An 18,751-nucleotide genomic window follows, 5' to 3' on the forward strand; every position below is an offset into this window, starting at 1 on the left:
ATATATGGGGGTAATTTTAATCATAATCCTATACATTATCAATACGCTTAACTAAATTTGCGGGAAATATATCGCTCACAAGGCACCTTAAAAATAGCTAAGTGGATATTTGACACTCTTTCAAAAATATGCTTGAACGCATTTTGCTGGACCTGCGGTATGTGCTTACATAAAATCAAATAGAAACAAAAAAAGGCAGCACTGGCCAGGTGAGGACCAGTACTGCCCAAGTGCAGGCTAAGGGGCATAATGCCGCTTATTCTGAAAACACACGATTTGTAGCAGTCCTGCAAGGTATGCAGGGCGGGGGGGGAACTACATACCGTTCTCGCTCGTGCTTTCAGCTCTTTCCTACACCATTCAGGGCCCAAGCCTAGGCGGTTACCGCCAACGCACTTACCTTGAAACCGGAGTAAAAATACTATACTCTACGGGTTAGTGCCCTGAATAACTTTGTAGCACTCCTAAAAGTGAACATGAATAGCAATGAATGAAAAACAGTATTGCAAAAATAGCATGTCTCTGGATATTTTTTGGCAAAACATTCCTTTATTTGTTGAATTAGCACGACAAAAAAATTTTTCCAAAACGGCAGACATCCTGGGATTAAGCGTTTCCACCTTGTCTCGCAGAATAAAAGCACTGGAAACAAGTGTTGGAGTTTCCCTGTTTGTCCGTAATACCCGCAGCGTAGTATTAACACCTGAAGGGGAAGACTTACGGGAAAAATGCATTCCAATAATGCAAAATGCGGAGGACATTTATGAAAAAGGCACACAAAAAACAAATAATATTACAGGAACTGTTCGTTTAAGCATTTTTTCTGAAATGTACTACTCTATCCTTGCAACGGAACTGCCAAAGCTCCTTAATAAATGGCCCAACCTACAACTCTCTCTTTTTCTTACAGACAAACCCACGGACCTGCACTCTGAGCTTGTCGACCTGGACCTTCGCCTGGGTGATTTGCCCACTTCCAACCTCAACGCCCGCAAACTCACCTCGTTAGACCTTTATGTCTTCGCGGCACCCAGCCTGTTTGAAAAATATCCCATTCCGCAACGACCGGAAGACCTTACCTTACTCCCTGGGCTGACATTGATTTACAAAGGAAGCCCTTGGATGCTTTCGAAAGGAGATGAATGTCGCAAAATAATAATAAATACACGGCACAGTGCAACGTGCGTCCGCGTACTCAAAGATATGACGGTGGCAGGGATGGGGATTATGCTGCTACGCCCGGCCGAAGCGCAGGAATTTGTCGACCAAGGAAAACTTATGCGGATTCTGCCAGAGTGGAAAGGATTAACGTTAGATGTGCACCTGTTGTGGGCAAACAACAAACTCCCTTCCCGCGTGCGTGTGGTAAAAGATTTTTTATGTGAAGTGTTTGCCAAAGTGAAGTAGTACCAATTCTGGGTTGAACCTGCCAGAATTGATATGATATAACCTGGGCAAGCAGAGGATGAACGCAATGGTTTTGTAGGAGCAAGGCGACCCGCCAAGGAAAAAACGGTTTTTACACGGGAATGGAATAAAGCCTTGCAATTTGAAATACGTCAGCCGCCAAGTCATAGTAGTTGCAAAACAACCACCCTAGGTGCGGCTGGCATCTTACTGTTCAAGGGAGAAACAGAATGAGTACACGAATCAAACCAATGCCAAGCACCAAAACAAGCAGGCGAGCCATATTGAAAGGTGGCGCAGCCGTGCTTGCTTCTTCCATGTGCCCGGTTGCCATTGAAATTGTAAATGCCAACGAGGTATGGGCAGACATGCCAAAGCCAGCCAGCCAAGGCCCAGCCGATAAAATTCTCTGGAACTCCTGTAACGTAAACTGCGGTAGTCGGTGTGCCCTGCGCGTGCACGTAAAAGACGGCGTTATTACCCGCGTGGAAACAGACAACACAGGGAATGATGAATACGGCCTGCACCAGTTGCGGGCCTGCCCGCGTGGCCGTGCCATGCGCCAGCGCATTTACGCCAAGGAACGCATTCCCTACCCCATGCGCCGTGTGGGCAAACGTGGGGAAGGCAAATTTGAACGCATTTCCTGGGAAGAAGCCATTAAGGAAGTCAGCAGCCGCCTGAAAAACACCCTGGAAAAATACGGTAACGAGGCTGTTTACCTGAACTACGGCACAGGCGCCCTTGGCAGCACCATGGGCAAAAGCTGGCCCCCTGCCACCACCCCTGTGGCCCGCCTTATGAACACAATGGGTGGCTACCTGAACCACTATTCCGACTATTCCACCATTCAAATTACGGTGGGCATGCCCTACTTGTTTGGCAAAGCCTTTGATTCCAGCGCCCTTTCCGCCATGGAAGATGCCGAACTGTGCGTCTTTTTCGGCAACAACCCTTCGGAAACGCGCATGTCTGGCACCAAGGCACGCACCCTGCAACACGGGCGCTTTTCACGCAACACCCGCACCATTGTGGTGGACCCGCGCTACACAGACACCATGGTCACCGCGGGCGACGAATGGGTGCCCATTCGCCCCGGCACAGACGCAGCCCTGTGCGCTGCCCTGGCCCATGTGCTCATTACGGAAAACATGGTGAACACCGACTTCATTGCCTCCCACACCATAGGGTACGATGAAGATTCTCTGCCGGAAGGCGCTCCTGCCGGGTCTTCCTACAAATCATACATTCTTGGCACAGGGCCAGACGCCACAGCCAAAAGCCCGGCCTGGGCAGAACCCATTACCGGCATACCCGCAGCCCGCATTGAACAGCTTGCCCGCGAAATAGGCCGCGCCAAGCCCTGCTTTATTTGCCAGGGCTGGGGGCCACAGCGCAGTTCCTATGGGGAAAACCTCTCCCGCGCTGTTTCCATGCTGGCCGTGCTTACAGGCAACATTGGCCTGAAAGGCACCAACACGGGGGAACGCGAACCAAACCGCGTAAAAATGCTGCCCATGTCACCCTTCCCCACCCTTTCCAACCCGGTAAAAACAGCCGTTTCCTGCTTCAACTGGTTCCAAGCCATTGAAGATTACACCACCATGACAGACAAAACCGCTGGCATTCGCGGGCGGGACAAACTGGTGGCCCCCATCAAGTTCATTTGGAACTATGCGGGCAACTGCCTTACCAACCAGCACGGCGGCATTAACCAGATGGACCCCATTCTGGCAGATGAAACCAAGTGCGAAAGCATTATTGTGCTGGACACCACCCTTACTTCTTCCGCCAAGTATGCAGACATTCTGCTGCCCGTGTGCTCCAACCTGGAAGAATACGACTGGACGGTGGAAGGCGACGCCAACATCAGCTACGTTATTTTTGATGATAAATGCATTGAACCCCTTGGGGAAAGCCGCAGCATTTATGACATTCTGGCAGACGTGGCCACGGCCATGGGCAAGGGCCAGGAATTTACCGAAGGCCGTACCCAGTACCAGTGGCTGGAGCACCTGTATGCGCAGTCGCGCAAGGCCCTGCCAGACCTGCCCCCCACCCTGGAAGAAGCCTACAAAATGGGCGTGTACAAGGTGAAACTGCCGGAACACCACATTGGCTTGCGTGCATTCCGTGAAGACCCGGTAAAAAATCCGCTGCCCTCCCCTTCCGGCAAAATTGAAATCTATTCGGCCCGCCTTGCCAAAATTGCCGAAGAATGGAAACTGCCCGCGGGCCAGGTTATTACCCCGCTGCCGGAGTTTGTACACGACCCAGAAGGGGCCCCGGTGGAAGCTGGCAGCAGCACCCCCTTGCTACTTATTGGGCACCACTACAAGCAGCGCACCCACTCCACTTATGGCAACAGTGCCTGGATGAAGGAAGTGGCCCCGCAAGATATATGGATTAACCCCATTGATGCCAAGGCACGCGGTATTTTCCATGGCGACAAAGTAAAAGTGTTTAACGAGCGCGGCGTGACCTATGTAAGCGCCCGCGTTACCCCCCGTATTATGCCTGGGGTGGTTTCCTTGCCGCAGGGTGCATGGCACACGCCAGACGCCAAAGGGGAAGACCAGAACGGCTGTGTGAACGTGCTCACGTCCCTTAAGCCCAGTGCTCTGGCAAAAGGCAACCCGCACCACACCAACCTTGTGCAAGTTACAAAAGCATAGTCACACGTGACTTTTTAAGGGAATATCACTATGAAAAATCCTGCTTTCTACTTTAATGCAGAACTGTGTACCGGCTGCAAGGCCTGCATGATTGCCTGCAAAGACAAACATAACCTTGGCACAGGCGTAAACTGGCGCAAAGTACTGGAATTTGCTGGCGGGGAGTTCATTCCCACAGGCCGAGGTTCATTCCACCACAACGTGTTTGCCTACTACGTTTCCATTTCCTGCAACCACTGTGAAAACGCCGTGTGCGCCACTGGCTGCCCCACAAAAGCCATGCATAAAGACGAAAACGGCATTGTTTCCGTGGACGAAAGCCGCTGCGTGGGCTGCCGCTACTGTGAATGGAATTGCCCGTACTCTGCCCCGCAGTTTGATGAAGTCAAAGGCAAAATGACCAAGTGCGACTTTTGCCGCGACTACCTGGCAAAAGGGGAAGCCCCTTCCTGCGTGGCTGCCTGCCCTTGCCGCGCCCTTGATTTTGGCGAATATGAAGCGCTTAAGGCAAAATATGGGGAATTTGCCCCCATTGCCCCCCTGCCTTCACCGGAACTGACCCAACCGCACCTTATCTGCAAACCCAACCGCCATTCCCGGCCACAGGGTAGCACAGCAGGCACACGCGGCGCACGCATCAGCAACCCGCAGGAGGTGTAGACATGCATAATATCAGTCTTGTTCTGTTCACCATATTTGCCCAGGCCGCCGTAGGCATGGTGCTGCTGCTTTCCCTTATGCCAACGGTTGCCCCGCAACCCGAAGGGGCCCCCTTGCGGGCCGTGAATGCCCACAAAAACTTCCGCACAGGCTCTGCCATTGCCTTGGTCTTTCTGGCCGTAGGTGTTGTGTTTTCCATGCTGCACCTTTCCGACAAACTCATCAGCTACTATTCCATTGCCAACGTGGCAACATCCTGGCTGAGCCGTGAAATTATTATGGTGGGCCTGTTTGGCATGGCAACCCTGTGGCTGGTGGTTTCCGGCAAACGGGTGGCAGCCTTTGTGGCAACCCTTATGGGCCTTGGCCTGGTGTATGTAATGGCCATGATCTACCAGACACCCCCCATTCCCTTTTGGCATACCAACTTGACCATGTACGTGTTCTTTGCCTCTGCCCTGGTGCTGGGCGCAGCCACCCTGCTGGCCATGCAGGCCATGCGCGGCGACCTGTGCGGCATTCTGGCTACCATTCTTATGGTGGGCGGCGCCCTGCGCGCGTGCCTTGGGGTTGCCCAGCTTGCCAATAGCTTTGAAACCGCCGCAGAACTGCCCCTTGTGTACATGCACCTTGCAGGCATAACCCTTGCCATGGTGCTTGTGTTCCTGGCAAACCGCATTCGGGCAGGGCAAAAAAGCCCTTCCACGGGCGCCGGGGCCATGCTCCTGGCTGCCGCACTGGTGTGGGCTGCGGAAATTGCCGCCCGCATCATGTTCTATGCCTCCACTACCTCGCTGACCATGTAAAACACGCCTTGCCATATGCCCCCAAATCATTTATGAATACGCCTGCCTGTGCATTGCCATAGGCTGCGGAGAGGTAGCGAAGCTGGCCGTAACGCGCCCGACTCGAAATCGGGTTAGGGTTAACCCCCTACGTGGGTTCGAATCCCACCCTCTCCGCCATAAATTGATTTTAAAGCTATTTTAAAGAGCCTGAAAAGAAACAATGTTCATTCTTTTCAGGCTTTTTTGCGTCTAATGGCCTTCTCAGGTATCCCAGGGTGCAATTGACACGTTGGATAAAGTATAAGATAAAATGACCTCATAGGATAAATTCATATTCTTGGAGGTCATCATGGCAGCACGGAAACCACTTACAGATGCCGCATTAAAAGCACTGCGCCCACGAGATGACGGCAAAGAGCTTCAAGTTTATGACGCACATCCCGACTGCCCCGGCTTGTTTGTGGCAACATCCAAAACAGGAAAGCGGGTTTTCAGATTGAAAACACGGTTCAGGGGAAAAGACATACTCATGACCCTTGGCGGCTACCCTGCCATATCCCTCAAATTAGCGCGAGAGAAGGCACTAGAAGCCCATGCGCTTATCGCACGGGGCGTCAACCCTTCTGAAGCGAAAAAGGCCCAGAAAACGGCAGAGCAGGAAGAACCCGACACCTTCCGCAAATGGACGGAACACTGGCTTGCCAAACGCTGGCCCCAATGGTCAACACGTCATAAGGAAGATACACGCGGCAAGATTGAGCTGCACATATACCCCATTATTGGCGATAAAGTTCTGCCAGAGCTCCGGCGTGACGACTATGTGAAGGTTCTCGAACCCCTTCGCGCTTCGGGCAAGAAGGAAACATCGCATAAAATCCGTTCCATTCTGGCACAAATTGTAGACGAATATTTAAACACTACTGAAAGCGATCTTCCCAACTGGCCCACGCGATTACGCCGCGACTACGCCACCAGCAAAAAGGACGTGAAACACAGGGCCGCGCTGGTACTGCCCGGTGAAGTCGGCGGCCTCATGCTGGCAATTGAGAGCTATTACGCCATATCAATTCAAACGTACTGCGCTTTAAAGTTCTCTGCCTTGACCTTTGCCCGCCCCGGCGAGGTACGCCATGCGGAATGGGTTGGAATTGATCTTCGGGAACGTGTCTGGACGATACCCCCCGAAAAGATGAAAATGGGAAGACCGCATGTAGTGCCCCTGGCAGAACAAACGATCAAGGTACTGGGTACGTTACGCTCTATTACCGGGCAAGGGAGATACCTGTTCCCTTCCACACGCTCACGCACTGCGCCCATGTCCGAGGCCACAGTGACAGCAGCCCTCAGAAGAATGGGGTACAGCCAAGAGCAAATGTGCGCCCACGGCTTCAGGGGCATGGCGAGTACGCTGTTAAATGAACAAGGCTGGCCTTCGGATGCGATTGAACTGCAATTAGCTCATGCGGAATCCAATTCAATCAGAGCGGCATATAATCACGCTACGTTTTTAGAAAAACGCAAAGAAATGATGCAATTTTGGGCAAACTATCTGGACACATTACGCCGCGAGGCAAGAAAGCAAGGCCGCTTCGAGCATGTTTTCGTAGATTAGCACCGATGCCCTCCACAAACAGGAGGGCATTTTTTTTGGATATTTCCGCCCTAAAACACGCCTATAAATAGCCTAAAACCCTAGTCCATACCAAGCCAAAAAGCGGTTTAAGTGCAATGATAATAAATCCTTGCATGGTAAAATAACCGTGGTATTGTGGACACACAAGGAGGCTCTAGCAACCTCTAACTTCTCTGGCGGGAAGGACGCATGTAATGACACAAAACAAACGAGAAGAAGGAACTCTAATAAGCTCCCCCCCTCCCCACACACTCAACCCCCACACCTCTGGCTTCAACAAAAACAAACAATCATCCAAGCAACCCCGCAGGGGTTGCTCCCGTGACTCCGAAGGAGTCACATGTCTTCAAGAATCGTTCTACGATAACATTCCTTTATTCTCCTCATATCTAACACCGCTTACGCAAAACGAGGTTACACCTCAGTTTGACCAAGTAGGGTTCAGCATCCTTTGCAAGTATGCCCCTGATAGTGATTCATTTTGGGAAATAGCAAAGGAGTACTGCCCGGACTTGTATCGCCCCAAAGGGGCAGCACAGAGCCGGAGCAATCGCTATGGGTTCGTTTTGACTGACCCAAACTCTCATGGCTGGAGATTGCTAAGTTTCAAGCCCACAGAGGAAAATATAAAGAATCTTTATATCCTATTTAATGACAAGCGTTTACGGAACCGCCTAACAATAAAGATTCATTCTATTGAGGTACGTTGGGACTTGCCACTCCCGGCCCAGATACATCGTACAGAGCTTGAAGCTACTCTGCACACCTTGGCTGCCACTTTACGACCTGTGAACCGCCAAGCGGCATTTTCTTATGAGGCAGGGCCACTGGAGTACAAAGAGCGCTCCAGCGTTGTGAACGGGCCATGCACCTGCTATTGGAACACGTACCCGGCGAAGCGTCGCAAAGTCTCCACCAAGATTTACGCCAAAAGCTTTGACGATGCCAAAACGTGGAATATTCGCTGTGAGGCAACGCTTAAATCTGATGCAATACAGCGTTATCTCAGCTTGCCAAAGGGATTCCCCCGGAGCCTTGCCCATTTTGAGAGTGCGCTGGAGTGTGTACGTTTTACAGACTTCTGGCTGCCATTAGACTGGCCTTCATGGTTGACCCAGGCAAACAGGCTTGCACAAAAGCTGCCAGCCAACAGAAGAACCGTTTTTCTGTTCTGTCGAGCGGCATTCTTGCGAGCATCCACACAAAAAGAACGCTTGCAGGCGGCCCGGCGGATTGCAAGAATACTGCATTCTCGCAGGCTCCAAGAAGCAATTACGCACCCCAGCCCAACAAAACCCCGAAAGAAAGCTGCCCCCCCTGCCAACGTGCCCGCATGGGTTCCACAACCCGCAACCAAAGGAACGCGAAAGCGCCAGCCTGCACCCGTCGTTGCGGAAACGCAGGCCAGCCCGGTTCCCTGTGGCAAACGGCGCAGGCAGTACCCTGCCCCGACAGCACCGAGCACACCCATAACGGAAGTGCAGCCTGCACCTGATACGCCTGCAACCGCCATTCCGGTTCCCGCTGCCCCTTGCGCCTGTCTTTGGCCCCGCTGTAAATTCCCCAACAGCAAACACAAGCGAACTGGCCCACAGAAATGACCCAGGACGCACGAACACAACCAAGCCCTTGCCCATTCCTACCCATCCATGAAAGCCCCGCAGAATCAAATTGTGGGGCTTCTTTTATTTACTCTGCCGAAACATACGGGAAAACACCATAACCAACAGTAGCGCCCCGTGCTGCCTTGTCGTGCTTGTGGAGTAACTACAAAGCCTAAATATAATCATTCTTTCTATTCGTCCGTATTTTACCCGCTGGCAATATTCACAAACTAGCACAAAGAACACCCGCCGCACCACTCGCTTGCTCCTGCCCCATTCCAACAAGAAGCACCGCCACTACACCCCACAGCCTAAAGCCCATACCAGCCACTATACACGTCTATAAGTATTTTCAAAATGGCATTCTGCCCTGTTCACGCCAATACAAAACGAACGCCAAAGAGCATACACAACCCGCCAGAATGTTTGACAAATAACGACAGAGAGCGTTTAGTTTTACGCATGGAGCAAGGAAACGCAACACGAACCCAGAGCAACGCGCACCAGCAAGGAACAAGCCGCTCACTGCCACGAGTGACATAATCCCAAAGAGTGCCAGACGCTAAGAGTACAAAGCAACCCCCACGCTTCCATGTAAGGTAGGCCCGTTTCTCACTATCCAGCCTAAAATCAGCAAGTGCTGCACGGAACGGGCCTGCCCCCTATAGAAACACGGGAAAGACCAATGACAAACACCGAGCCCCTAGCCGAACTCCAAAGGCTGACAGCATTCGCCATGCGACTGGCAGAACAGTACAGCAACACGATAGCAGAGATTCGTAATCGGGAAAGAATGCGGAACAGTACAGTAACACAACAGCAGAGATTCGTAACACGAACTTTGGAAGTACCCCGCCCACGCAACGTCGCCCGACCCAAGCGAGAACCAAACTGCCTTGCCTGCTTGCATCTCCCAAAACAAGGGAAGAAATGGGCCAGAATCTATGCAGGAAACATGCCAACGCTAACGGAAGAGAAGCAGGCAAAAGTTCATATACAACCGAACCTTAGTATATAGAAACAACAGCCAAAAGCAAGCGGCACAATGCTTTCAAAGAATATACACCACAACGCAACAGACTTCAAGTGAGCCGGATATGACTACCCGAACGACACAAACCACCCGTAAGCGCAGCGCCCCAAGCGAGGCCACTTGCACTGCGGAAGCTGCCAAAAAGCGCCGCAGACAGGCAGCAGACGCAGTGCCAGTGCAGGCCGATTGCCCGCAAGATGCAGGCTCCTTACAGGCAGATGCACCCCGCAGGCGCAGCCGTTCCGAGCGAGTGAGGCCGGAGAGCCTAACAGAACTGCAATCTGCATTGGATGCGGGGCGACTTGATAACCGCACCCGTGAAGCCCAACGCCTTGTATCTGCGCGTGAAGCACTGGCAAAGACACCCGAAGTTGTATGCCGTGGCCTGCTACTCGACTGCATAGCGACTTCGAGTGTCGTCTTAGGCAGCCTGTTTGAAGAACTGGCAAAGCCCGGTGCAATAATGAAAGGCGGCGAACTCAGCCAGATTGTAACAAAGCACTTGCCGGAAGTTCAGCGCTCCTTACGCGGTAACATTGATGCGCTTCAGCGTTTGGACGGAAGGCAGCCTGCCACCAAAGAGGACACAGATAACCCTTTGGACGTGAGCAGCATCTTGTTGGCAGCCGCCCAAGAAGGCAGGGGGGGAGGCCCCGGAGCCGCCGGAGGCGATTCTGCCCCTTACCCCCATGCAGACAATGACACAAATTTTTAGAAACTTTCTTTCTATTTCATAAGGAGCCCACCAATGGCAGCACCCCGAAAAACTCCAGCGCAAAACGTACTTCGCAAGCGCCTGCAACTGATACGAGAAAGCAAAGAATGTTTGCTTCTGCTTCATGGCGCAGTATGCGAACCCCCAAGAGATTACATTCCCCCGGCATACCGGGCACCCGAATTGCCGGAAGGACTGCGAGAAATGGTTAGTTCCCTTATTTTCAATGCGTTTGGGCGTCTTGCCACTCTGGAAAAAAGCTGTGGCCTGGACTATGTGGCGCAAGTCAAGTCAGACAGCAGCAGCGCCAATCATAAGGAGCTGTAGCCCGTGACCCAGGCCAACGGCAAACAATCTCCACAATTCACCAAAGCGCAGGTGATTTCTTGGCGCGAAGGTGCAGAGGGCTTCCTTCGCTGGGTGGATGACGTGAAACCCAGGATTCCGGGCAGGCAGGGAGGCCCCATTGTGTTTGTGCCTGAAGATTTTCAGGTAGACGCTGTGCGCCGTGCCCTGGCCCTGAAGCCGGACGGCACTTTCAAATACCAAACAATCATTCTTTCTTTTCCAAGACGGCACAGCAAGACCACACTTGCCGCGCTGTTGGTACTATGGCGATTTTTCACAAAACCCGGCGAGAACATTGTCTACCTTACCAACAGTGAGAAGCAGTCGCGGAATACAGGCTTTTCCTTGTGTCGTGGGATTGTTCAAAATACGCCAGCCCTTGCCGCACAGCTCCCCGGCGATTGTATTCAGACATACCGCCTAAGTTATCCAAAGCTGGGCAACGAATTACGCACAGTTTCGACAACAATTTCAGCACTTTACGGCGAAAAACTTACTTGTGGGTGGATTTCAGAACTCCATGCAGCCAAAGACGATGAGGCTATGCGCGTTCTGGCGAGTTCCCTTGGAGACTCGGCAAACCCTTGGCTTCTGATTGACAGCACCGTGGACAAGCTAGGGGGGCCTCTTCACAAGCTCGAACAACTCGCTGAGTCTGGAAAAAACCCCACAATATGCGTTATCCGCCAAGAGTACGCCGACCTTGCCGAAGCCCTGGAGCGTTCCCCCTCTTGGATTTGTCGCGACTGGTTGCAATACACCTGTTATGACCAGACACTGCCCGCTATCTTTGCCAGCCAGCACCTGAATAAGCGTTCTGAGAGCTCCAACTGCCTGTTTTCTGCCACCGCCATTGCCGCATGTCAAAAGCCTTTGCCGCACCCCCTGACAAAAAGCGAACTGGAGCAGATAGCAGCCGGAAGGGCCTATGCCACAGGTGGCGGATTAGACCGTGCTTATTTTGCCTCCCTGCACGGAGATAGCACAATCTGGACTTGCGTTTCCAAGATTGCTGACCCGGACGGCGGCGAAGCCCATTTTTATATTCTGCACCAAAAGAGCATTCTTGGTTCGCTCGCAAGCGGTATCAAAAAGGCCATGCTGCATGATGTGGAAGAATATGGACTTCATAACACGGTAATTGAGGCATACAACGCCCAAGATATTGCACTTTGGGCCACGGACAAGGGCATTCCCAATGAAGTGACCCACGCCAGCACAAACAGCCAAGTACCTGCATTCATGGAACTATACCGGATTGTTAGCGAAGGCCGCTTGCACTTTTCCGAGGAATTACAAGAACTTGCAAAGGAAATGGGTACTTTTTTGTACGAATTGCAGGCAGGCGGTACTCCCAAGTTTGGCTCTCGTAAGTTCCACGATGACCGCGTTTATTCCTTGGCATGGGCCATTTATTCACTGCGGGAGAATGAGCTTGCAGCCTACGAACTCAAAAACCTTGTATGCCAAAGCCGCAGCGCTCACGCTCAATATTGTTATCTCCGGCAAGGCGACCTTGTGCTGGCCTGTTCGCGTGAATGCCAAGCTCATACGGAAGTGTTGCAGATGTATGCACAGCATTGCCGGGCCAATGTCGAAAGTGACGTTTCATTGCCCGATTTCTTCAAAAACCGCGTTACCCTTGTGGGCGCGTCCATATTTCAATAACGGAGGCCCATACCATGATTTTTTCACAGGGCGCAGCACTCACACAAGAAGCTCTCCGGCGGGCCATGCTGCACGGTAGCCACCAGCGCAAGGCAGAAACCGCTAAAGCACTGGATTTCTACCACAACCAGCAAGAACCTCATATTCTTGAACAATTACAACGCTATTACAAGCACCGGGCCAAGAGCATTGACCCTGTAAGCGTGAATATTGTCAAAAAAATCATTAACTTAAAGTCAACGGTGTATCTGGAAGATGCCACCCGCACCGTTTCAGGCACCCCCCAGGATGCGGAAATATTCAAGCAGCTTCAGCAGCAGGCCCAGCTTGGCGTGGTTATGAAAACTGCGAACAGGTACAGCACCCTTCTGGGTACGCTCCTTTTACGTCCAGTGTGGCGAAAAGGCCGGATGATGGTGGACGTTATCACAGGCAATTTTTGCGATGTGGTGACAGGTGACACCCCGCACGACTTGCAAGCCGTGGTTATTGAGCATTTTTCCCAAAATGGCAGGCCGGATGAGGTAACTTTCACCCGGTGGACTGCGGAAAGCGTCGCGGTTCTGGACTACGCCTCTAATGTCATTTCAGAGGAGCCGAACCCATACAAGTGCCTGCCCTTTGTAAGCCTTTTCGACAGTCAACCACAGGGCGAGTTCTGGCAACCCGGAGCGGCTGACCTCATTTTGACCCAGGAAGCCATAAACAAGAGACTTTCCGACTTGTGGCGCGTGCTGGACTTCCAAGGGTTTTCCGTTGGCCTGTTTCGCGGTGTTCCCAAAGGACACACACAGCCGGAAGTTGACCCCGGAACCATTATCTGCCTGACCGACAAAGACTCCAATTTTGAGTTCCGGCAGCCTAATGCACCTGTAGAGGAAACGCTAGAGGCCGTTGACCGCTTGATTAAGTGGGCAGCAGTCACAAACGGCATTAGCGCCACCGCAGTAAACACGGAGATTGTGGAAGAATCCGGTATTGCCAAAGTGGTAGGGCGTTCCGAACTTGTGGAACTCCGGCGCGACCAGATAGCCGCCTTTGGGCCTGTGGAACAATCCCTTTTTGAGCTGTTCCGCACCATATGGAACGTACACAACCCCACCCGGCGCATGAGCGAAGGGGCAACCCTTTCCGTGGATTTTTACGACCCAAGGCCGGAAGCCTCTCTCTCGGAACGAGTGCAAGAGTTACAAGCCTTGTTCCAGTTGGGGCTGGCAAGCCCGGTGGACTATTTGCAGGAGATGAATCCCGACTTGAGCAGAGAGGAAGCAGAAACCAAACTGCGGCAGATACGGGCAGATTTAGCCAATTACCAACAAGAAATATTCGCCTAATCCGAGGCGTAAAAACAGGAGCCTATCATGGAAAATTCCATACCCACCGCCCCCGCCAGCGAAGACGGCGCAACGATGCCAGAGGAAACCCCACAGGGCCAGCAAACACCCGTAGAGCGTAGCGTTCCCATTGCTCGCTTTAAAGAGGTCGTGCAGCAGCGTAAGGCCGCAGAAACCGCCTTGTCTGAGGTGGTGCAAAGCATGGTGGAAACCGTGCCGGAAGCGATGCGCGACCTCGTGCCGGATTTACCGCCAGCACAGAAGGCCGCTTGGCTTCGCAACGCACAAGCAAAAGGCCTGTTCGCACCTTCTGCGCCTGCCTCCAGCCCAGACAGCCGCCGCCCAGGGGCCAAACCGATTGAAAACTTTAACAGCCTGACCGCCATGCAGAAAATGAGCATGGGCTACCGGGCAACGGAGTAATTACATATGTGGACTCGTGAAGATGCCGAAAAATTGAACCAAACCCCTCTGCAAGCCGGAGTTGTGCAGGTATTTGCCGAAACTTCCCCGGTAATTCAGTACATGCCTTTTATGGACGTTGCCGGGAACGCCTACTCTTTCAACAGAGAGCAAGCCCTGCCCGGTGTATCCTTCCGCGAAATTAACGAGGTGTTCCCTGTGACCACAGGGGCCGTGCAGAACGTCACTGAAAACCTTAAAGTCTTTGGTGGTAGTGCCAAGGTTGACAGGGCATTGGTACGCTCTCAGGGCAACCTGAACGACCTCCGGGCTATACAGACAAACATGCACGCCAAAGCCGCTGCCCTGGACTTCACCCGATGCTTTTTCAAAGGCGAAAGCGCCACCTCTCCCAAAGAGTTTGACGGATTGCAGAAGCGTCTTGTGGGGGCTCAGGTGCTGGACGCAGCCGGGGCACTGACCCTTGCCAAACTGGATGAGCTTGTGGACGCTGTGCAGGGCGCACCTAGTGCCCTGTTTATGAGCAAAACCATGCGCCGCCAAGTCAACGCACTGATGCGGGCCGCAGGGCAGGCCGTCGAAACCGTTTCCAACGTCTTTGGTGTTCAGATTCCGGCCTATGCTGGCATTCCCATTGGCGTAATTGAGGAAGATGCCGCAGGCAACGAGATTTTGGGCTTTGAGGAAGTGGGCAGCACCGCCAGCGTTTACGCTGTGCGCTTTGGAGTTTCGGAATACTGTTCCGGCCTCCAGTGCGGCCCCCTTGAAGTTCACGACCTTGGGCTGGTTCAGTCTTGGTATCAAACTGATATTGAATGGCTGGTTAGCTTCACACTTTTCAACGGCAAGAGCGCTGCCCGCTTGAAGGGCATTACTCTTGCCTAACAAATTGCCTCACCATTGTGTGGAGCCATAGGCGGGCCTGCCCCCGCGAGGTGAAACGCCTCAAGTCCTTGGCCTAATGATAAAACCTTGTGCAGGAAGGCTTGGGTAGACCCCGAAAAGGTTTAATCCGGTACCCAGGGTTGCCGAGACCGGGTAGCATAAAAGCTGCCCACCCTGACAAAAACTTTACAGGAGAGCGCACCCCATGACAGAGCTTGAACAAAAAACACAAGAGCAGCAGGAAATTATTGTTCCCGGCCTTGCAAAACTGCTTGCAGATGACTGGCAACAAGAGCTTGAATCCCGCCACGGTGAACTTGTGGCTTTACTTGCCACGCTGACTGCCAGCCTCTTACCCCAAGGCTGGAGAAAGGCAAGCCCTGCCCAGCGTGCGGCCTTTCTGGATGAACACCGGGCAGGCGTGAAGCGTATTCTTGCCCCAATGTTTGAGGGCATTGTTCCAGCCGCAGAGAAGGCAGTGGAGCAGCTTCACGGCTTCATGGGCAACCATTACGGGATAACGCCTCCCGCTCCCTTCTCTGGCTCAACTTGGGCAAAGTCCACCCTGATTGCCGAACACAGCCCGCAGGAATGGGCAGCAAAGCAGGCCGATACTGTAAGCGAGCGCATTGTTCGTGCATCTCGTTCACGCTTGGATGAGGACACCCTGCCCCGCAACAGCAAACTTGTGAAAGATGCCATTGCAGCCAGCGAAGAAGGTATAAACCTCATGGCCCAGGCGTTTATTGTGAGTGGTGTTGATGCCGCCCGGCAATCCCTGTTTCCGGGTTTTGCCTGGAAGTACCGGGCCAAAATGGACGGCTACACTTGCGGAACCTGTGAAGCAACACATGGGCAAATATTCCAAGACAACCAGCCCCGGCCTAGCCTGCCCCGGCACCCCCGTTGCCGTTGTGCGTATGTGCCTGTGCCCGTGGTGTAGAGAGGCAGCAGGCAGCTACAGGCTATTGCGGCAATCTTCTGCTAGCTGTTCCGCAATTTCCTGTGCTTTGTCCCCCTGTTCCCGCGAAACAACCGTATACTGTACATCACGACCAAAACAGCCTTTTACAACAAGCTTATCAAGATAGCCGCCTTGTGGTTTTTTATACCAAAAAGTTTTCATAGGTATTTGGTATACACCGAAAGCAAAGAAAGTTTTTGTTTTTTCGTCATACACAGCAGGTATTGCTTTTATTTTATTACAAGGACAGTGGGAGGTAAGTTGCTCTTTTTGCAAAGTTATTGGCGGCTCTGAGTCGCGTTCATGAGGACTCAGATACAGGATTTCAGCCATATTCGGTAAATTGTCTTCCGGTACATTCAGCATAACAACCCCTTGTAGTTTCTTATAAATCAGACTTAACTTTCTGCTTCCTCAGTTTTTCGTATTCTGCATATACGGCGTCATCATGATATTTAATAAAAACATCAATTTCATGATTGTTGCCATTAATCATTGCAGCTATATTTGTTCCTTTGTGATGCCACTCCGCAAAAGATAAAACATCACCTCTTGAATAGGCTAATCCCAAGTTCCCAGGGGTATTCTTCAGCAAATCATTTGACCAAGAAGTCTCTTCCTGTTGAGGAGTGCCATATTTTTCTTTGAGAGCAGAAACAAGTTGTTCATACGCTTCAACATAGTTATTTTTATTAGTAAAGTCTTCATCTAAAAAATAAGCCGCCATAAAAAGCTTGTTATCCATAAAAGAGTAAAGAAGATTCATCTTATGAGTTCCTACTTTTACCTCATACATTAAACTTGCTCTAATGTATGAACTACTTCCTATGGCTTCTTTATGTTCAGCATTGGGCTTTCTAGGTTCTCTCTCCCTGACTTCTGCTACCGACATACCCCAACGTACATTACGAAAGTCTGGTGGAGCCTCATTCGCTTGTGTTGTCGTTGATTCCTCTGCTTTAGTTTCGGCAGCCTGTGCAGCAAAAGACAATGCATAAGGAAACACACATAACAAGAAAGCAAATGCCATTAGTAAGCGTTTCATAATCCCCCCGTTGTGGCATATCTATTTGGTAGAACAATCCGCGTAACAACCCACATTGCTACACGATGCAGGCCGTGAATGTTCTGTGCATTATACCCTAAAACGGTCATATTCGGAAGAGGTTTATACATACAACCAAGAGCTAATTTACCTATATGCCAACAGGACAAAACGCCATTCACGCATATTTTGACCTACAAAATCTTGACTTGTCCTTAATAGTCGCATATGTTCTTTATCAGTTAGGAGGCATAACAAATGGCATTGACCGAACAAGAAAAATCAGAACGCCCACTTTCCGTAGCAGAGACAGCAGAGTTCTTAGGGCTCTCCACAAAAACCATATTCCGCTGGATTGAACGCGGAGACATTCAGGCCACAAAGCTGGGGAAAGTCTACCGCATACAACGGGCAGAAATAGACCGCCTTCTCCGCGAAGGCACAAAGCAATAGCCGAAGGAGGCACAGCATGGAAACACCCAAAAAAAAGAGAGCCGTTGGGTATGTTCGCGTGTCCACCACGGGGCAGGCTGAAGAAGGCGTGAGCCTGGATGCACAACGCCAAAAGATTGAAGACTATTGCCGCTTGCACGACTTGGAGTTGGTGGGCGTCATTCAAGACGCAGGCAAAAGCGCCAAGAACATGAATCGCCCAGGCGTACAAAAAGTGCTGAAAATGGCAGAAAAGCGACAGATTGACGCCGTTGTCACCCTGAAGCTTGATAGGATGTTCCGCAACACCGTGGACGCCGCCAATACATCCGAGCAATTCAAAAAGAAGGGTGTAGCGCTCCACTCTATCTATGAGCGGTTAGACACAGAGAGCGCTATAGGTGAGTTCTTTTTCACCATGCTGGCCTCCCTTGCCCAGATGGAACGAAAGGTTACAGCAGAACGCACCTCCACTGCTTTACAGCACATGAAGGCCCAGGGGCAGGTTTACGGGCCAGTTCCCTATGGCTACTCAGCAGCAGACGGCAGGCTAATTCCCAATGCTGAAGAACAGGCCACCCTTGCCCGTATCAAGGAACTCCGGGGCAAAGGGTTCAGCTACGAAAAAACCGCTTCCCTTTTAAATGCGGAAAATCGTTCCACCAAAAGCGGCACCGCATGGAAATGGGGCCTAGTTCGCTCTGTGTGCGTGCGTGCCTCTGCATAGTGTCGTGGGATTCGAACCCAGATACCAGCAGCGTATTCGAACTCATGAAATATGCCAAGGATAAATAGCAGGATAAAAAGTACAATGATTATATATTATCTCCAATAAAAACAAATTTCTGGAGTTCTATTTTTGAGTACACCCTCTCCGCCAAAAGTGAATAAAAACAAGGGTTTTCAGTAAAAAGCTGAAAGCCCTTTTTCTTTTGTTTTTGGTGCAGTTGCTTTTTTGGTGCAAAAATGGTCCACTTGGTCCAAGGGCAAAGGAGCAAGGAAAATGGCTACAATTACAAACAGAGGTAACTTGCAGTGGAGAGGGTAGTGTCCAGAATTTTTCGCACATTTTGTAGCAGCCATGTGGGTTAGCTTTGGTGGCTTATACCGAAATCTCTTGTTTCATATTCATGTATC

16 protein-coding genes and 1 tRNA gene are annotated in these 18,751 nt (G+C 51.5%); 15 read left to right on the top strand and 2 right to left on the bottom strand.

Translation table 11 applies throughout. The annotated features are described in order from the left end of the window. Window positions 1-486 precede the first annotated feature (486 nt). The 13 genes from G497_RS0100790 (at window position 487) to G497_RS0100860 (ending at window position 16,116) form a co-directional block, all read left to right on the top strand. Window positions 487-1,407, top strand: coding sequence for a LysR family transcriptional regulator (locus G497_RS0100790; protein ID WP_027186715.1), 921 nt, complete (start codon window positions 487-489; stop codon window positions 1,405-1,407). Between the two features lie 230 nt (window positions 1,408-1,637). After that, entirely contained in the window at window positions 1,638-4,082 is a 2,445-nt protein-coding gene (locus tag G497_RS0100795; RefSeq protein ID WP_027186716.1) for a DMSO/selenate family reductase complex A subunit, read from the top strand. 30 nt (window positions 4,083-4,112) lie between these two features. Then, window positions 4,113-4,742, top strand: coding sequence for a DMSO/selenate family reductase complex B subunit (locus G497_RS0100800; RefSeq protein ID WP_027186717.1), 630 nt, complete (start codon window positions 4,113-4,115; stop codon window positions 4,740-4,742). A gap of 2 nt (window positions 4,743-4,744) precedes the next feature. Beyond that, window positions 4,745-5,548 carry a dimethyl sulfoxide reductase anchor subunit family protein gene (locus G497_RS18785; RefSeq protein ID WP_027186718.1) on the top strand — a complete coding sequence of 268 codons (804 nt, stop codon included), beginning with the start codon at window positions 4,745-4,747 and terminating at the stop codon, window positions 5,546-5,548. Window positions 5,549-5,615: 67 nt separating this feature from the next. Next, window positions 5,616-5,707: transfer RNA gene (locus tag G497_RS0100810), tRNA-Ser, on the top strand. Between the two features lie 172 nt (window positions 5,708-5,879). Then, window positions 5,880-7,142, top strand: coding sequence for a tyrosine-type recombinase/integrase (locus G497_RS16035; protein WP_051257691.1), 1,263 nt, complete (start codon window positions 5,880-5,882; stop codon window positions 7,140-7,142). A gap of 2,722 nt (window positions 7,143-9,864) precedes the next feature. Continuing rightward, window positions 9,865-10,515, top strand: a complete 651-nt coding sequence (locus tag G497_RS0100830) for a hypothetical protein (RefSeq protein WP_027186721.1) — start codon at window positions 9,865-9,867, stop codon at window positions 10,513-10,515. A 33-nt stretch (window positions 10,516-10,548) separates the two neighbouring features. Beyond that, window positions 10,549-10,842, top strand: a complete 294-nt coding sequence (locus tag G497_RS0100835; RefSeq protein ID WP_027186722.1) for a hypothetical protein — start codon at window positions 10,549-10,551, stop codon at window positions 10,840-10,842. A 3-nt stretch (window positions 10,843-10,845) separates the two neighbouring features. Further along, window positions 10,846-12,531, top strand: coding sequence for a terminase large subunit domain-containing protein (locus tag G497_RS0100840; RefSeq protein WP_027186723.1), 1,686 nt, complete (start codon window positions 10,846-10,848; stop codon window positions 12,529-12,531). A gap of 14 nt (window positions 12,532-12,545) precedes the next feature. Continuing rightward, on the top strand, window positions 12,546-13,865 hold the full coding sequence (locus G497_RS0100845) for a phage portal protein (RefSeq protein ID WP_027186724.1): 1,320 nt from the start codon (window positions 12,546-12,548) through the stop codon (window positions 13,863-13,865). A 27-nt stretch (window positions 13,866-13,892) separates the two neighbouring features. Then, window positions 13,893-14,288: a hypothetical protein gene (locus tag G497_RS0100850; protein WP_027186725.1), complete on the top strand. Its 396-nt coding sequence runs from the start codon at window positions 13,893-13,895 to the stop codon at window positions 14,286-14,288. Window positions 14,289-14,294: 6 nt separating this feature from the next. After that, window positions 14,295-15,173 (top strand): major capsid protein, encoded by an 879-nt coding sequence (locus G497_RS0100855; RefSeq protein ID WP_027186726.1) that lies wholly within the window; start codon window positions 14,295-14,297, stop codon window positions 15,171-15,173. Between the two features lie 205 nt (window positions 15,174-15,378). Continuing rightward, window positions 15,379-16,116: a structural protein gene (locus G497_RS0100860; RefSeq protein ID WP_027186727.1), complete on the top strand. Its 738-nt coding sequence runs from the start codon at window positions 15,379-15,381 to the stop codon at window positions 16,114-16,116. Window positions 16,117-16,131: 15 nt separating this feature from the next. Here G497_RS0100860 and G497_RS20020 read toward each other — a convergent pair whose 3' ends face one another. Both G497_RS20020 and G497_RS0100870 read right to left on the bottom strand, forming a co-directional pair. Next, on the bottom strand, window positions 16,132-16,503 hold the full coding sequence (locus G497_RS20020; RefSeq protein WP_156907862.1) for a hypothetical protein: 372 nt from the start codon (window positions 16,501-16,503) through the stop codon (window positions 16,132-16,134). Window positions 16,504-16,522: 19 nt separating this feature from the next. Next, the gene (locus tag G497_RS0100870) at window positions 16,523-17,182 is read right to left on the bottom strand and encodes a hypothetical protein (RefSeq protein WP_027186729.1); all 660 of its coding nucleotides are present in this window, start codon (window positions 17,180-17,182) and stop codon (window positions 16,523-16,525) included. Between the two features lie 258 nt (window positions 17,183-17,440). Here G497_RS0100870 and G497_RS0100875 point away from each other — a divergent pair, with 258 nt between their 5' ends. Together G497_RS0100875 and G497_RS0100880 are read left to right on the top strand one after the other, a co-directional pair. Further along, the gene (locus G497_RS0100875; protein ID WP_027186730.1) at window positions 17,441-17,635 is read left to right on the top strand and encodes a helix-turn-helix domain-containing protein; all 195 of its coding nucleotides are present in this window, start codon (window positions 17,441-17,443) and stop codon (window positions 17,633-17,635) included. Between the two features lie 16 nt (window positions 17,636-17,651). Beyond that, on the top strand, window positions 17,652-18,341 hold the full coding sequence (locus tag G497_RS0100880) for a recombinase family protein (RefSeq protein WP_027186731.1): 690 nt from the start codon (window positions 17,652-17,654) through the stop codon (window positions 18,339-18,341). Window positions 18,342-18,751: the final 410 nt, after the last annotated feature.

The sequence above is a fragment of the Desulfovibrio cuneatus DSM 11391 genome (genome assembly GCF_000430005.1).
GTDB classification, from domain to species: Bacteria; Desulfobacterota; Desulfovibrionia; order Desulfovibrionales; family Desulfovibrionaceae; genus Frigididesulfovibrio; species Frigididesulfovibrio cuneatus.

Coding starts and splice junctions, on each gene's coding strand:
- G497_RS0100790 (WP_027186715.1), top strand. CDS start 487: ATGAATGAAAAACAGTATTGCAAAAATAGCATGTCTCTGGATATTTTT.
- G497_RS0100795 (WP_027186716.1), top strand. CDS start 1,638: ATGAGTACACGAATCAAACCAATGCCAAGCACCAAAACAAGCAGGCGA.
- G497_RS0100800 (WP_027186717.1), top strand. CDS start 4,113: ATGAAAAATCCTGCTTTCTACTTTAATGCAGAACTGTGTACCGGCTGC.
- G497_RS18785 (WP_027186718.1), top strand. CDS start 4,745: ATGCATAATATCAGTCTTGTTCTGTTCACCATATTTGCCCAGGCCGCC.
- G497_RS16035 (WP_051257691.1), top strand. CDS start 5,880: ATGGCAGCACGGAAACCACTTACAGATGCCGCATTAAAAGCACTGCGC.
- G497_RS0100830 (WP_027186721.1), top strand. CDS start 9,865: ATGACTACCCGAACGACACAAACCACCCGTAAGCGCAGCGCCCCAAGC.
- G497_RS0100835 (WP_027186722.1), top strand. CDS start 10,549: ATGGCAGCACCCCGAAAAACTCCAGCGCAAAACGTACTTCGCAAGCGC.
- G497_RS0100845 (WP_027186724.1), top strand. CDS start 12,546: ATGATTTTTTCACAGGGCGCAGCACTCACACAAGAAGCTCTCCGGCGG.
- G497_RS0100850 (WP_027186725.1), top strand. CDS start 13,893: ATGGAAAATTCCATACCCACCGCCCCCGCCAGCGAAGACGGCGCAACG.
- G497_RS0100855 (WP_027186726.1), top strand. CDS start 14,295: ATGTGGACTCGTGAAGATGCCGAAAAATTGAACCAAACCCCTCTGCAA.
- G497_RS0100860 (WP_027186727.1), top strand. CDS start 15,379: ATGACAGAGCTTGAACAAAAAACACAAGAGCAGCAGGAAATTATTGTT.
- G497_RS20020 (WP_156907862.1), bottom strand. CDS start 16,503: ATGCTGAATGTACCGGAAGACAATTTACCGAATATGGCTGAAATCCTG.
- G497_RS0100870 (WP_027186729.1), bottom strand. CDS start 17,182: ATGAAACGCTTACTAATGGCATTTGCTTTCTTGTTATGTGTGTTTCCT.
- G497_RS0100875 (WP_027186730.1), top strand. CDS start 17,441: ATGGCATTGACCGAACAAGAAAAATCAGAACGCCCACTTTCCGTAGCA.
- G497_RS0100880 (WP_027186731.1), top strand. CDS start 17,652: ATGGAAACACCCAAAAAAAAGAGAGCCGTTGGGTATGTTCGCGTGTCC.